Annotated in this window: 15 protein-coding genes; 1 reads left to right on the top strand and 14 read right to left on the bottom strand. The window is 62.5% G+C overall.

Annotated features, from left to right (window positions below):
• Positions 1-16: 16 nt before the first annotated feature.
• Positions 17-205, bottom strand: coding sequence for a type II toxin-antitoxin system RelE/ParE family toxin (locus HHL26_RS03625; protein ID WP_346765562.1), 189 nt, complete (start codon positions 203-205; stop codon positions 17-19).
• On the opposite strand from HHL26_RS03625, the gene HHL26_RS24175 reads away from it, so the two are divergent.
• Positions 173-325, top strand: coding sequence for a hypothetical protein (locus tag HHL26_RS24175; RefSeq protein ID WP_240962335.1), 153 nt, complete (start codon positions 173-175; stop codon positions 323-325). The two genes, HHL26_RS03625 and HHL26_RS24175, sit on opposite strands and share 33 nt — an antisense overlap.
• Positions 326-712: 387 nt before the next feature.
• Here the strand turns inward: HHL26_RS24175 and HHL26_RS03620 are convergent, their stop codons facing one another.
• The 13 genes from HHL26_RS03620 to HHL26_RS03560 form a co-directional block, all read right to left on the bottom strand.
• Entirely contained in the window at positions 713-937 is a 225-nt protein-coding gene (locus HHL26_RS03620) for a DUF2274 domain-containing protein (protein WP_066699728.1), read from the bottom strand.
• Between the two features lie 9 nt (positions 938-946).
• Positions 947-1,972, bottom strand: a complete 1,026-nt coding sequence (locus HHL26_RS03615) for a TrbI/VirB10 family protein (RefSeq protein WP_240962333.1) — start codon at positions 1,970-1,972, stop codon at positions 947-949.
• A 233-nt stretch (positions 1,973-2,205) separates the two neighbouring features.
• Positions 2,206-3,063 (bottom strand): P-type conjugative transfer protein TrbG, encoded by an 858-nt coding sequence (gene trbG / locus HHL26_RS03610; RefSeq protein WP_169575877.1) that lies wholly within the window; start codon positions 3,061-3,063, stop codon positions 2,206-2,208.
• 23 nt (positions 3,064-3,086) lie between these two features.
• Positions 3,087-3,827, bottom strand: a complete 741-nt coding sequence (trbF, locus tag HHL26_RS03605; RefSeq protein ID WP_169575876.1) for a conjugal transfer protein TrbF — start codon at positions 3,825-3,827, stop codon at positions 3,087-3,089.
• Between the two features lies 1 nt (position 3,828).
• Positions 3,829-5,124, bottom strand: a complete 1,296-nt coding sequence (gene trbL, locus HHL26_RS03600) for a P-type conjugative transfer protein TrbL (RefSeq protein ID WP_169575875.1) — start codon at positions 5,122-5,124, stop codon at positions 3,829-3,831.
• A 125-nt stretch (positions 5,125-5,249) separates the two neighbouring features.
• On the bottom strand, positions 5,250-5,999 hold the full coding sequence (gene trbJ / locus HHL26_RS03595) for a P-type conjugative transfer protein TrbJ (RefSeq protein WP_169575874.1): 750 nt from the start codon (positions 5,997-5,999) through the stop codon (positions 5,250-5,252).
• Position 6,000: 1 nt separating this feature from the next.
• Positions 6,001-8,451: a conjugal transfer protein TrbE gene (gene trbE / locus HHL26_RS03590; RefSeq protein ID WP_169575873.1), complete on the bottom strand. Its 2,451-nt coding sequence runs from the start codon at positions 8,449-8,451 to the stop codon at positions 6,001-6,003.
• Complete coding sequence (locus tag HHL26_RS03585; protein WP_169575872.1) at positions 8,445-8,705, bottom strand: VirB3 family type IV secretion system protein; 261 nt, start codon at positions 8,703-8,705, stop codon at positions 8,445-8,447. Before HHL26_RS03585 ends, trbE begins: the two co-directional genes overlap by 7 nt.
• Positions 8,702-8,989 carry a TrbC/VirB2 family protein gene (locus tag HHL26_RS03580; protein WP_013041095.1) on the bottom strand — a complete coding sequence of 96 codons (288 nt, stop codon included), beginning with the start codon at positions 8,987-8,989 and terminating at the stop codon, positions 8,702-8,704. The genes HHL26_RS03585 and HHL26_RS03580 overlap by 4 nt, the downstream gene beginning before the upstream one ends.
• 56 nt (positions 8,990-9,045) lie before the next feature.
• Positions 9,046-10,002, bottom strand: coding sequence for a P-type conjugative transfer ATPase TrbB (trbB, locus tag HHL26_RS03575; protein WP_169575952.1), 957 nt, complete (start codon positions 10,000-10,002; stop codon positions 9,046-9,048).
• Between the two features lie 62 nt (positions 10,003-10,064).
• On the bottom strand, positions 10,065-10,481 hold the full coding sequence (locus HHL26_RS03570; protein ID WP_169575871.1) for a CopG family transcriptional regulator: 417 nt from the start codon (positions 10,479-10,481) through the stop codon (positions 10,065-10,067).
• Positions 10,478-12,499: a conjugal transfer protein TraG gene (locus HHL26_RS03565; protein WP_169575870.1), complete on the bottom strand. Its 2,022-nt coding sequence runs from the start codon at positions 12,497-12,499 to the stop codon at positions 10,478-10,480. The genes HHL26_RS03570 and HHL26_RS03565 overlap by 4 nt, the downstream gene beginning before the upstream one ends.
• A gap of 145 nt (positions 12,500-12,644) precedes the next feature.
• The gene (locus HHL26_RS03560) at positions 12,645-13,589 is read right to left on the bottom strand and encodes a HEPN domain-containing protein (RefSeq protein WP_346765558.1); all 945 of its coding nucleotides are present in this window, start codon (positions 13,587-13,589) and stop codon (positions 12,645-12,647) included.
• Between the last annotated feature and the right edge of the window lie 7 nt (positions 13,590-13,596).

The raw sequence follows: 13,596 nt of genomic DNA, 5'->3' as shown, positions 1-13,596 counted from the left end.
GACCGGGATCATCCGTTCATAGAAACGGTCGTCCCCCTGTCTTGTCGCCTCCGATCAACAGGATCGCCGACCGCCGCGGATCGAAGGCGTAGAAAACCCGCAGCGGCTTGCCTCCGCTCTGGATTCGCAGTTCGCGCATGTGCGAGTGCCGCGAATTGTTGATCCCCGACGAATGGAGAAAGCGCAGCTTCGACCCTTGCGCGATCAGCAGATCGACCGTGAAGTCGATCGCATCCTGATCGGTCGGGGGCAGATCGCCGAATCATTCCCCGAACTCATCGGTGTTCTCAACGTCCCAGCTCGTCTGCAGTTGTATTCCATGTAAGGAATATGGGCGCAAGCCGTTTCCAGATCAATAAGGCTTGGGGCGCGGCCTTTCAGGCACGGCTCTATCTTCGCCTGACGGCTTCGACCGAGCCACCGTGCCGGCCGCTCGACGATCCTTGCGCATGGGCCAGGGCGATGCCCTGCCCCCGATCGTGCCGGCGGCACCGGCGAGATCCTTTGCTCTGTCGGGGAAAGGATGGCGCTGTCCCCTCTCCCCACTACTCCGCGCGAACTCGGGAGCGATGGCGAGAAGCCATCGCCGTCCACACATGGTCCGCCAATGTTGTCGTGCGCAAAAGATTGCAGGCAAACACCAGTTGATTGCAAATGCGTTCATCTCGACAGGGCTGTCACCACGCTAGACATGCTTAGCGGACTGATCGTTTCAGCCGGACTTAGGCCCATTCCTGCGCTTGGCGAATACTCGATCGCCTTCAAGAAAGGCTTCCAGCATTGCCGGTATCAATTCCGTGATGGGTTCCTCCCTTCCGTAAGTCTGGCTGTACAACGCCGCATATTCGACAATTGCCTGATGGAGGTGCGGGAGAATCGAAATTGTGCACTTCACCGGCGTTCGATCAGGAATGCGCGGCAGTTTCAGATCAGCCATATTCGACTCCTATTCTTTCCAGGGAGGAAGGACGAGATCGCGATGAACCAGCAATCGCACCGGCGTTCCCGGACGGATGATGATCGTCGGCTGCACCTGAAGGTTGCGCGCCGTGATCTGATCGCCCGCCCGGGACACATTCTGCTGGGTCGCCTCGCGGACAGCCCGCACAAGATAGCTCTCCCCGGAAATGAAGAGATTGGCGCCGACGCCCAGCAAGGTCGATATCGCCACCCCCTGCAGCAATCGCAGACTATGATAGTCGACTTTGTCCGCCAGCCCCGCATAGCCCGATGTGTCGGTCGCCGGCGGATTGTCCAGCCGGATCGAACTGCCGTCGGGCATGATGATGCGCTGCCAGATGACCAGGGCGCGATTCTGCCCATAGCTGATGGCGCTATCGTAGCGGCCGATCAGCCGCGCTCCCTGGGGAATGAGCAAGGTTTGGCCGCTGGGACTGTCGTAAACACGTTCCGAGACCTGGGCGGTCACGAGGCCGGGCAGGTCGGATCGCAGGCCCGTGATCAAGCTTGCGGCAATGACGCTGCCGGCTGACAATATATTCGGTGACGCGGGCGGCTCCAGCCTGTGCAAATTGATATTGCTCTCCCCCTGAGCCAACATCATGAAGCGCTGCTTGCTCTCCTGCCCGTTTGGATCGAGATCCTTATCGGTGGTTGCGCCATCTGCCATGGTTGCCGTCGGTACGGCCTGGACCAGTGTTGCGATTTCGGCACTGGCTGCCGTTCCACCCTTTTGCCCGGCGATTGCCAGCAATGAAGACTGTCGGGCAGCCTGCAGATCGGCAGCGGCTTTCTCGCGGGCGGCAGCCGCTGCTCGGGCATCAGCGTCATCCGGCCGCGCACCAGCCAACTCATTCCCTTCCCGTTGCGATTTCAGGATCGGGCGCCCCAGGTCGCCCGGCAGCGGTGGTCCCAACTGTGGCACCGCATCATAGCTTTTGGGCAATCCCGCCAACTGTTCCGATGGCTGGCGCGCAACATCAGCCTCATTCGCCGACATGCTGATAGCCATCGGTCGATGCGGCGCCAGCGCCCACCACATCGTGGCCGCTATTGCAATGGAAAAAATGGCGACACCGCCCACCAGAATATTGCGCTTAAACCTTAGGGCTCTCACCGGCTGAGCCCGCATCTGCAGCGTTGCCGGATTTTCCTTTGGTCGGACTTCTTCCGTCGGGGGGTGAGCAGTGCCGTTTTCCGGCAGTTCGCCGCTTGGTGGGGTTTCCGCCCGTGACTCCTGTCCGCTCATGAGGACCTCCGCCGGCGAGTTGCACCCATCCGTTTGACCCGCACGACCTGCTGCTTCCTGGTGCCAAAGCGCAGCTCAGCCTGGTCAAAAATCCGGTCGACAATATAGAAGTGATCCTTCAGCCGATAATTGACGAGCTGCGCTGCACCCTTGCCATCGACCAGAAAGAGTGGCGGCGCATCGCCAACGACGATCGATGCCGGAAACTCGATATAGGTCTGCCGCCCGTCATCAAAAGCGCGGAGCGGACGCCATGCCGGCGCATCGCCTGAAATCTCATAATTGAAATGCAGTTGTTCGACCTGAATTCCTACCGCGATGGGTTCGGCGGCACGGGCTGCGTCGCTCGCGCGGTGCAGAGCCAGCAAGGCATCTTCAGGATAGCTCCACGAAATGCCCGTCAGCGCAGTCCGACCGGTGCTGACCAGCGCCAGATGATAGGCACGGCGATCGGTCGTGATGAGCAGATTGGTCGACAGGCCCACCAGGCTGGGTTTGATCAATATATGGGTCCGCTTCGCAGCTCCGCTTCCGCTGGACGTATCGCCTATGACCCAGCGAACGGTATCCCCGCTTGCGACGGAGACGAGCATTTCCCCCTGCTCCAGCGCGATGTCCGTTATCCGTTCGGGCGCGGTGATCAGCTTGTAGATCGTTCCCGCCGAATAGGGATAGACCTGCACTGCATTGAGGAACGCATCGGCTTTGGGCGTCAAGGTGGCATTGCGATTGGCAAGCTCGACATTCGCCGGGCCACGATTCTGCACGTGCGCTGACATGTTTCCCCCATCGGCGATGGCGGGCGATGCCATCATAGTCAGCATGGTGATCGACGTGGTTGATATACGGATCATGGCTGCGCCTCCATCCTGTCGGCCTATGGGTCGGAAATGGCTGTTGGCGCTGCCGCTGCGCGTTGCGCCTGGGAGGCGTCGCCCTCGATCTCCCGGCTCCAGTCAATCGCATCGACATAGATGCCGAGCGGATTGCGGCGGAGGTCATCGGCAGTTCGCGGAACCTTGGTGACGAAGGTCAATATGGCCGTCCAGCGCGACGAACCCGCCTGGCTCCCCCGCTCATATTCTGTCTCGGCCCATTTCACCTGAAAGGATCTGTTCGACGCGCGCAGGACGCTCGTCACCTGCACCGAAGCCGTCTGTTCGCCGATCCGGGAGAAGGGTTGCCGCGCCCGCGCATATTCCCCGAGGAATATGGCGCCCCGTTCGCTGGTAAAATCATAGGCCTGCAACCAGTTCCGGCGCATCAGTACAGGATCGAGCGACACGCCGCGCACATTCTCTATGAAGCGCGCCAGCTGATAGGCGATTTGCGGATCGGTCGGCTGATAGTCGGCCTCGGCCTGCGACACCGCCCTCGCCTCACCCAGTCGGTCCACCTCGACGACATAGGGCACCACCCGGCTTTGCAGCGATTGCCAGATCAGGCCCGATGCCATCGCGCTCGACAAGGCCAATGTGCCGAAAGCCGTCAGCCGCCAGTTCCGCGCCTGCACCCGCGCGCTCCCGATCCGCTCGTCCCAGAGCTGCCCCGCTCGCTGATAGGGCGTTTCGGGCGCGGGAGTCTGGCCATAACGCTGGACTGCTCGTCGAAAGATCATCTCAGTCGTCCTTTTCGTGAATGTCAGGGGTGACGGACGCGCCGCCGCGATCACCTTCCTTCAATGTCTGCGCGGCAAGGTGACGGTGATGGCGCCCGTCCTGCCGGCGTTGCATCGCCTGCGCCCAGTCCGGCACATCGCCATGCTGCGCCACGGCTGATTTTGCACCGCCCGTGCCCAGCGCCGACCAGGCCGCCTCCCGTCCACGCTCGGCGGCTTCGGCGATACCCAGGCTGCTTGCCGCCTTGTTGCGGACGGCATGTCCGGCTGCCGTGGCGACACCACTCAGTCCGGCGGCCATGCCCGACGAGCCGGAAGTCTCCTGGCCTAGCTTGTAGGCTGCCTGCGCCGCCGTCCCCATCATGGTGCCGGCCCGGATCGCGGATAGTGCGCCACCAGCAAGCGCTCGGCCGCCACCGATCGCGGCGGCACCGCCCAGAACCGCGGCCCCGGCGGCACCGGCCACGCTGCCAACGGCGGCGCCCGCTCCCAATTGCGGCGCTCCGGCTGCGAGACCCGATGCCATGGCCGGCGCAAAGATACCGAGGCCAAACAGGGCGAGTGCCGCAAGCACCAGGCTCATGGCGGCGCCGATATCGGTTTCCTGGCCCTTTAGGGCGCCAACCATCTGCGAAAAGAAGCTGGAGCCGATCCCGACGATCACGCCCAGCACCATGACCTTGATGCCGGAACTCACGACATGACCCAGCACGCGTTCAGCGAGGAAGCTCGTGCGGTTCCAGAGCGCGAAGGGAATGAGGATGAAACCCGCCAGCGACACGAGCTTGAACTCGATCACGGTGACGAACATCTGCACGGCAAGGATGAAGAAGGCGAGGATGACGATCACCCAGGCGAACAGCAATATGGCGATCGTCAGGAAATTGTCGAAGAAACTGGTGAACCCCATCAGATCGGATGCCTGGTCGAGCAGCGGCCACGCCGCTTCGAAACCGGCTCCGGCCAGCCTTCCTGGCTTCAGCAGATCCTCCGCCGAGATGCTGCCTCCACCCGCCGTCAGCCCGGCTGCGGCAAAGGAACGGAAGATGATTTCGGAAAGAGAAGAGAAGCTGTTGATGATGAAGGCAAAGGCGCCAACGAAGAGGATCTTCTTCAGGAACCGCCCGATCACATCCTGCTCGCCGCCCATCGCCCAGAAGAGCCCTGCGAGGGTCATGTCGATGCCGATCAGCGTGGCCGTCAAAAACCGCACATCACCGCCCAGCAGGCCAAAGCCGCTGTCGATATAGGCGATGAAGGTTGCCAGGAAACGATCGATGACATTGAGGTCATTCATGAGACGGAGTCCTCATGGGAAGGGTGTCGCGGAGCCCCGCTGCGAGAGGGGCTGTTGATGAGCGAGGCTCCGCGACGAGGCAGGGTCCGGCCGTGGGGGAGCGGTGGGACCGGCGCTGCCTCATCTCAATTTCGGTTATAGGCGGAACCGGACCCCAGAAATTGCCTGGTCGCGGCGCGCGCATTAGCCTCGGCCTGGATTCGGCGCGCCTGTTCGACCGCCTGCGCACGGAAATGCGCGGCCATCATGTTCTGGATCTGAAGCTGCTGTTTTGCGGCCAATGCCAGCAACTGGTTGGTCGCCTGAGCCGCCTGCAATGCGCCCTCGGCGCCCTGGCTCTTCCTTACCAGCGTTTCGAGAGCATCGGCGTCCTGCGCAACATTGCCCACCACCTGCGACTGGATGCGCATGGACTGCTGATACGCATCCTTGGCAGCGTCGAAGCGTTCCCGCGCCGCTGCCAAGCGTTCGTCGCTGCGCATCGCAGCGTCGTAATTGTCGGGAAACAACCGCTTGAACTGGCTGTCGAGCGTGTCGATCCGAAAGTCGATGCCCTGAGCGGCCGTCATCAACTGATCGACGGCGCGCAATTTATTCGTCAGCTCGGTGAGTTCGGGAAAGCTGATGCGGCTCAGATTCTTCGCCATGTTGGTCAGCATCGACGCTTCATTCTGGAGCGACTGGATCTGCTGGTTGATCTGCTGGAGCGTTCGGGCAGCGGTCAGCAGGTTCTGCGTATAATTGGCGCTGTCGAATACGGGGATGGCATAAGCGGGCCGGCTCTGGAGGAACAGACCCCCGCCTATGGCACCGGCCCCGCCCAATGCGAGGGCAGAAGCGACAATATATTTACGGAGCGGAATGCGCGCTTTCATCTTATTTCTCCTTGGACTGGAGGGAAGCAGGGGATGGAAAAAGCTCAAGATCGTCCGCTGCTGCCGGGAGGCCGCAGCCGCTCAGGAAGTGGCCCGCAAATCCGTCGAGACCATGTTCGGTGATGATCGCATCGATCCGCCTCTGGCTGTCGGGGTCAGACGCACCGCACAGCGCAAGGGCGACCGGTCCCAGATCCAGTTCGAACAGACGGTTGCCGCGTTGGGACTGGAGATAATAATGGCGCTTGGGCGTCGCGCGACTGATGAGCTCGATCTGGCGCGTATTGAGGCCGAAACGCTCATAGACTGCCCGCGATTGCGGTTCGACCGCCCGATCATTGGGAAGCAGGATGCGCTGCGGACAGCTTTCGATGATGGCGGGCGCGATGCTGCTCTCGCTGATATCGGTCAGGCTCTGTGTCGCGAACAGCACCGCCACATTCTTTTTCCGGAGGGTCTTCAGCCATTCCCGGATGCGCGCGGCGAAGAGCGGATCGTCGAACAGGCTCCAGGCCTCGTCCAGAATCATCAGTGTCGGCCGGCCATCAAAGCGTTGCTCGATCCGATGGAACAGATAGGTCAGGACCGGAGCGGCCAGACCCTTGCGCCCCATCAGCGCCTCGGTTTCGAAACATTGGACATTGCGCTGCGCGAGGCGCTCCTCCGCGGCGTCCAGATATCCGCCATGGCTGCCATCCAGCATATAGGGCGCGAGCGCCAGCCGAAGGGCATTGGACTGGAGAAGAAGCGACAGGCCGGTCAGCGTCCGTTGTTCGACAGGGGCCGTTGCCAGGCTGGAGAGCGCCGACCAGAGCGCGTCCTTGATCTCGGGGGTCAGTAGCACCCGTTCCTGGGCGAAAATGCCGCCCAGCCATTCGGCCGCCCAGCCGCGCTCGCTTTCCCTGTCGATGTCGCGCAACGGCTGGAAGGAAAGCAGATCGCCTTCCCCATCACCGGCGCCCAGCGCATGATGGCTTCCACCCATGGCAAGCACCGCCGCGCGCGCCGAGCGGCCCATGTCGAACATGATGACGCGGGCACCGGCATAGCGGCGGAACTGCAAAGCGATGAAGGAAAGGAGAACCGATTTTCCCGCGCCGGTTGGCCCCACCACGATCATATGCCCAACGTCGCCGACATGGGTCGACAGGCGAAACGGTGTCGATCCGCTGGTCTTTGCCTGGAAAAGCGGCGACCCGGCGAGGTGGCGATTGCCATGAGGTCCGGCCCAGACGGCGGAAAGCGGCATCAGGTGCGCGAGGTTGAGGCTGTGCACCAGCGGCTGTCGCACATTGGCATAGACCTGCCCGGGCAGGCCCGACAACCAGGCCTCGACCGCATTGACGGTTTCGCGGATACAGGTGAAGCCAAGACCGTTCACAACCCGCTCGACGGCGCGGACCTTGGCATCGACGGCAGCGGCATCGCGATCCATCACCGTGATCGTGGTGGTCAGATATCCGAAGGCGACATGATCGCCGCCGAGCGCCTGCAGAGCGAGGTCCGCGTCGATCACCTTGTTGTCTGCGTCGCTGTCGAGCAACTGGGCCGGTTGATTGTACATCACCTCGCGCAGCAGTGCCGTCACAGATTTGCGCTTGTTGAACCATTGCCGCCGGAGCTTTGTCAGGGCGCGGGTGGCGTCGCTCTTGTCGAGCGCGATGTAGCGCGTGACCCAGCGATAGCCGAAATTCTGGTGATTGAGAGCGTCGAGCAGGCCTGGCCTGCTCATATTGGGGAAGCCGAGCAGCGTCAGCGTACGGATATGCTGCCCGCCGAGGCGGGGTTCGAGACCGCCGACAAGCGGCGTGTCCGCCAGCAGGCCGTCGAGATAGAAGGGTGTCTCGGGGACATGCACGCCATGATCCCGGTCCGACACGGCCGCATGGAGAAAGGTCAGGGTTGCGGCATCATCCAGCGGCTGGATTTCACGCATGAAAGTGCTGAACAGATCGATGATCCGCCCTGTCTCGGCAATGAAGCCGCCGAGCGCCTGACGCCAATCACGCTGCCTGCTCTTCCCTTCGCGTTCGACAAGGTGCCGTCCCGCCGCATCGCTGCTGTCAGCAGGCGGCAGCCACAGGAGGGTTGCGTGATATTGGCTCTCGAAATGCTGCTCGCGAGACGCGAATTGCGCATGCCGTTCCTGATCCACGAGCCATGAAGCAGGATCGGCGAACTTGCCATCGGGATAACCCTGCGCTTCCCGTCGGTGCGCCTCGAAGAAAATCGCCCAGCCCGAGCCGAGCCGTTTCAGAACATTGTTCGCGCGCGCGCAGGTGGCGACCAGTTCCGCTTCCGTCGCGCTCTCAAGGTCTGGACCCCGGAAACGGAATATGCGCTGGAAACTGCCATCCTTGTTGAGGACCACGCCGGGCGCGACGAGCGCGGCCCAGGGCAGATGGTCAGCCAGCCGATCGGCGCGGGACCGATATTCAGAAAGGTTCAGCATGCCCAATATCCCTTCTGACGCAGATGGCGAAGCAGGACGGGCGCAAAATCGGGATCGCGGCGGGTCGCTATGACCGCGATACTGTGCCCAATCGCCCATGCCGCGATCCCGACCAGCCATTGCTGAAGGCCAAGGCCGATCGCAGCGGCCAGGGTGCCATTGAGGATCGACAGGCCCCGAGGCGCGCCGCCCAGCAAAATGGGCGAGGCGAGGCTCGCATGGATGGGCACCTCGAAGCCTTCGATCGCGCTCATGCCACGAGCGCCCCGCCGCCGAAGCTGAAGAAGGAAAGAAAGAAGGACGATGCGGCAAAAGCGATGGAAAGGCCGAAGACGATCTGGATCAGGCGGCGAAAACCGCCCGAGGTCTCGCCAAAGGCAAGTGTGAGGCCGGTCGTGATGATGATGATCACGGCGACGATCTTCGCCACTGGTCCCTGCACCGATTCCAGCACCTGTTCGAGCGGCTGCTCCCAGGGCATGCCGGAGCCGGCGGCATGCGCGGCGGCCGAAGCCATGGCGAGGCCAGCGGCGAGCATGATGGCGACGGACCCGGCGCCGCGAAGGATGGATGGTCGGGAGAATGATATTCTGGTCATAGAGCTAATCCTGTGGGGGCTGGAGTGACGAGGAGTTCGATGAGCCGGTAGCCACCCTGCGGGTCGAGACCGTCGACGCGCACGAGGCTGGTGACGCGCCGCAAGGCTCCGCGACCGGACAGAAAGACGATGAGGTCGATGGCGTCTGCGATGAGGGCGCGCGGAACCGTCGCCACGGCTTCCTGCACCAGGCTCTCGATACGGCCGAGCGCAGCGGCTGACCCATTGGCGTGGACGGTCGCAATCCCGCCGGGATGTCCTGTATTCCAGGCTTTGAGCATATCGAGGGCTTCCGGGCCCCTCACCTCACCCACGATGATCCGGTCGGGCCGCAACCGGAGCGTGGAACGCACAAGGTCGGTCATGGTGACGATGCCCGCCCGAGTGCGCAGCGCCACGGTATCGACCGACGGGCTTTGCAATTCGCGCGTGTCTTCGATGAGGATCAGCCGTTCCTCGGTCGCCCCAATCTCGCCCAGCAGGGCATTGGCGAGGGTCGTCTTGCCCGAGCTGGTGCCGCCGGCGACAAGGATGTTCCACCGTTCACGCACCGCGCGACGCAGAAGCGCCGCGGCGGTGTCGCTGATGATGCCATCGCCGACATAATCGCCAATAGTATAGGGACGAGATGCCGCCTTACGGATCGCGAAGCAGGGGCCGACCGCAACCGGCGGCAGGATCGCCTCGAAACGCTCGCCGGCCCTTCCTTCGGCCTGCGGCGGCAGTTCGGCCGACAATATGGGCGCGCCTGCATGGACCTCGGCACGGACATGCGAGGCAACCAGGCGGATAATCCGTTCGACTTCGCTGGGCCCAAGGACAATATCGGTGTCGACGCGTCCCTCGCCCAGCAGATCGAGCCGCAGGGCACCGTCGGGATTGACCATGATCTCGATGACGCGGGGATCATCGAACGCCGCAGCGATGGCCGGCCCCATCGCGCTGTGCAGCATGGCCTTGCGCCGTCCGGCTGCCGTTTCATCGCGCGTCGTCGCTGTGGATGTTTCGTGCCTGGTCACCCCTCGCCTCCCTCGGCCGATGGGACAGCGATCGTCCGCTTGCCGGTTGCAAGCTGGCGGCCAACCTGGCTGATGAACGCCTCGAAGCGCTGGCGTCCCTGGGCGCGTCCAACCTCGTCATTGTCCCCGAGCGGGGGCGTCACCATGAGTTGGTAGCGGATGAAGAGAGCCAGGCTCTCGACCAGTATGTCGATGTCGCGGCGGGCGGCTGCCAGTTCCTTCGACAGTTCATTGAGGCGCATGCGCAGCGCCGCTTCCGCCTCGCTGGCGCCGCGATGGCGCAGCCATGTCCGCAACGCATCATTGACCAATCGGCTCTTATTCCCTGCATGGCCGGTAGCCATGGCATCGAGCGCATCGCCGATCTCGCGGTCGATATAGAGATTCTGGCGGATCTTGGGTGCGCGCTTCATAGCCCCAGCACCTTTTCATGGGTTGACGCGACATCGATGGCGTGGCCGCGGATGACAGGCGCCATGCGCTGCGCCTGCTCCATGGCGCGCTTGTCGGAAACGACATCCTCATCCTCGACGATGGAGCGATCCACCTCCGGTTCGGAATCCTGCCTGTCCGGCCGGACCTCATTTTCAAGCGCCGGATGCCGATGCTGCTCGCGCCCGCCTTCGTCGGCTGCCTGCCTGGCCTCGGCGGTAGCGACCACTATACTCCCCGCATCGCTATTCGCGCTCCAGTCATCCTTCCGGGACGGGGGAATGTCGGAATAGGCCCGGTCGCTCAGCAACGGCGGCGCTCCGACACGAGCGGCGAAATTGGGGTCGCCATAATAGCGCAGCTTCTTCGCGCGGATGGGCGCCATGCCGGCGACGAGAACCAGTTCCTCGTCGGCCGGAAGCTGCATGACTTCGCCGGGTGTCAGAAGCTGGCGCGCGGTTTCCTGGCGGCTGACCATGACATGGGCAAGCCACGGCGCCAGCCGGTGCCCTGCATAGTTGCGCATGGCGCGCTGTTCGGTCGCTGTTCCCAGCGCGTCCGATATCCGCTTCGCGGTCCGATCGTCATTGGTCGCAAAAGCGATGCGGACATGGCAATTGTCGAGAATGGCGTTGTGTTCGCCATAGGCCTTTTCGATCTGGTTGAGGCTCTGCGCGATCAGGAAGGCCCGGATGCCGTAGCCGGCCATGAAGGCAAGGCTCGTTTCGAAGAAATCCAGCCGGCCAAGCGCGGGGAACTCATCCAGCATCATGAGGAGCTGGTGTCGGCTTGTCGTCCCGGCCTGCTGGTCGAGCCGTTCGGTAAGGCGCCGACCGATCTGATTGAGGATGAGCCGGATCAGTGGCTTGGTACGGCTGATGTCGGACGGCGGCACCACCAGATAGAGGGAACAGGGCTGCGTGCCTTCCATGAGATCGGCGATCCGCCAGTCGCAGCGCGATGTCACTTGCGCGACGGTGGGGTCGCGATAGAGGCCAAGGAACGACATGGCGGTCGAGAGCACGCCCGAGCGTTCATTCTCGCTCTTGTTCAGCAATTCCCGGGCGGCGGAGGCGACGACCGGATGGACCTGCGGATGCTCTTCCGTCCCCAGATGGTTGGCGGTCATCATCCGATGGAGCGTCGCCGCAAAGCTCTGGCGGGGATCGGAGAGAAAGGTTGCCACATGGGCGAGCGTCTTGTCTTGCTCGGCATAGAGAATATGGAGAATGGCGCCGACAAGCAGGGAATGGCTGGTCTTTTCCCAGTGGTTCCGGGTTGTTAGCGCGCCCTCGGGATCGACGAGGATATCGGCAATATTCTGGACGTCCCGGACCTCGTCCGCTCCGCGGCGAACCTCAAGCAAAGGATTGTAGCGGGCGGAGCGCGCATCCGTTGGATTGAACAGCAGGCAATGCGAGAACCGGGCGCGCCAGCCTGCCGTCAGGGTCCAGTTCTCCCCCTTGATGTCGTGAATGACCGCGGAACCGGTCCAGGACAGCAGGGTCGGCACCACCAGGCCAACGCCCTTGCCCGAACGCGTGGGCGCAAAGGCCATGACATGCTCCGGTCCCTCATGACGCAGATAATGGTAGCCATGGCGGCCGAGCATGACGCCGGCCGGCCGGTACAGCCCCGCCCGCCGGACATCCCTGGGGCTCGCCCAGCGCGCCGAGCCATAGGTCGTCACCTGCCGGGATTGGCGGGCACGCCATAGCGAACCGAAGATCGCGGCGGCGCAGCCGACGAATCCACTGGCCGCAGCCAGCGCGCCTGCCTTGTCGAAGACGATCGGCGCATAAGCGTCGAAATGATACCACCAGGGAAAGAGCGACCAGGGGCGATAGACCGGGATGTCGCCGAGCCTGAACCAGGCAGGTCCGAGCTGGGGCTGATAGGCGAGCATGGCCGCCGCCCATTGGGTGGCGGCCCAGACGCCCGCAAGGACGATGGCCAGCACAATGAGGATCTGGCCGATCAGCAATTTGGTCGGGGTCACGGTTTTGCTCCCGCCCGCCGGACTGGTCCGGTTCGAGCGGGTTCAAGAATCCGTCACGGCGCTTCAGAAGGACATGGTGCAGATCGGCCCAGATCGGCTCAATGCGGACGCCATCTATGGGTTGGGGCGATCATCGCCCGATCGATCAGGCCCCCGCGTCCACCCGAAGCTGTTCGATTCTTTCGCATGCCGATATTTCGACGGCATCCCGCAACATGCGGACGGACCGGGCAATCGCCTCCAGATCCTCGATGCTGATGTCGTACTGAGCCGAATAGCGCGCCTCGACATAGGCGCGCTTCAACAGTTCGAACAGGCGACGCTCTGCCCTTGTGCCTCTTGGCCAGGCAGAGATCAGACGCGTTTCAATGTCTTCAGCAAGGGATCGAAGAAACTTGATATTATGAGAGCGCGGGAAATACAATGTTCGGACGAGGAGAAAGCAGATATATGCTCTCTCCGCCGCCTGATGAAAATTGAATGCCGCGTCATTCAATTTCTTCGTGGATACACAGAAATTAGCAATATCTATCGCGTGGTCTATCTTCTTTATCCAAGATTTTCTGTACCCCGCCGCCATCTCGAAAGCATCCCGGGGCGTGAGTGGCTGCGGCGCCACCAAACTCGACCCCGGCAATTCGTACAGAACTATGCCATCGCGAGCGATATCGGCCCAGAAATATTCCCCGCTCCGCAGACCCTGGTTCACTTCATCGAGCGTATGGACGATGATGTTGACCGGCCGGCGCACAGCATCATCGTGCAGGATCTTGTCCTCGGCGACATACCAATAATCGGCGATGTCCGTGAGGTCGGCATGGCTGACGATGATCAGCAGATCGAAATCAGACTGATAGCCATTTTCAGGTTCATCGACCCAATCCGTACGCGCATAGCTCCCGAACAGGATGATCTTGAGGATCCGCCCATTGCGCTTCCAGGACTGGCTTGCCCGCGAGGTCGCCTCGGCAAACTCGCCAAAGAGAATTTTCTGGACCCGCTCCAACTCGCCGCGCTGGATATCCGGCAGGTGATCAAGATCCGTTTTCATGTCCGGATTCTCGCGGGATTTCCTTCCCTTGGCAAGCACCTATGAA

Source organism: Sphingobium sp. TB-6 (assembly GCF_012927365.1).
Lineage (GTDB): Bacteria > Pseudomonadota > Alphaproteobacteria > Sphingomonadales > Sphingomonadaceae > Sphingobium.
Note: the sequence above shows the minus strand (reverse complement) of the source record. Positions and strands in the feature narration are given on the sequence as shown.

Coding starts and splice junctions, on each gene's coding strand:
- HHL26_RS03585 (WP_169575872.1), bottom strand. CDS start 8,705: ATGAGCGCGATCGAAGGCTTCGAGGTGCCCATCCATGCGAGCCTCGCC.
- trbF (WP_169575876.1), bottom strand. CDS start 3,827: ATGATCTTTCGACGAGCAGTCCAGCGTTATGGCCAGACTCCCGCGCCC.
- trbJ (WP_169575874.1), bottom strand. CDS start 5,999: ATGAAAGCGCGCATTCCGCTCCGTAAATATATTGTCGCTTCTGCCCTC.
- HHL26_RS03580 (WP_013041095.1), bottom strand. CDS start 8,989: ATGCTCGCCGCTGGCCTCGCCATGGCTTCGGCCGCCGCGCATGCCGCC.
- trbE (WP_169575873.1), bottom strand. CDS start 8,451: ATGCTGAACCTTTCTGAATATCGGTCCCGCGCCGATCGGCTGGCTGAC.
- HHL26_RS03615 (WP_240962333.1), bottom strand. CDS start 1,972: ATGGCTATCAGCATGTCGGCGAATGAGGCTGATGTTGCGCGCCAGCCA.
- trbB (WP_169575952.1), bottom strand. CDS start 10,002: ATGCTGCACAGCGCGATGGGGCCGGCCATCGCTGCGGCGTTCGATGAT.
- trbG (WP_169575877.1), bottom strand. CDS start 3,063: ATGATCCGTATATCAACCACGTCGATCACCATGCTGACTATGATGGCA.
- HHL26_RS03570 (WP_169575871.1), bottom strand. CDS start 10,481: ATGAAGCGCGCACCCAAGATCCGCCAGAATCTCTATATCGACCGCGAG.
- HHL26_RS03620 (WP_066699728.1), bottom strand. CDS start 937: ATGGCTGATCTGAAACTGCCGCGCATTCCTGATCGAACGCCGGTGAAG.
- HHL26_RS24175 (WP_240962335.1), top strand. CDS start 173: ATGGAGAAAGCGCAGCTTCGACCCTTGCGCGATCAGCAGATCGACCGT.
- trbL (WP_169575875.1), bottom strand. CDS start 5,124: ATGAATGACCTCAATGTCATCGATCGTTTCCTGGCAACCTTCATCGCC.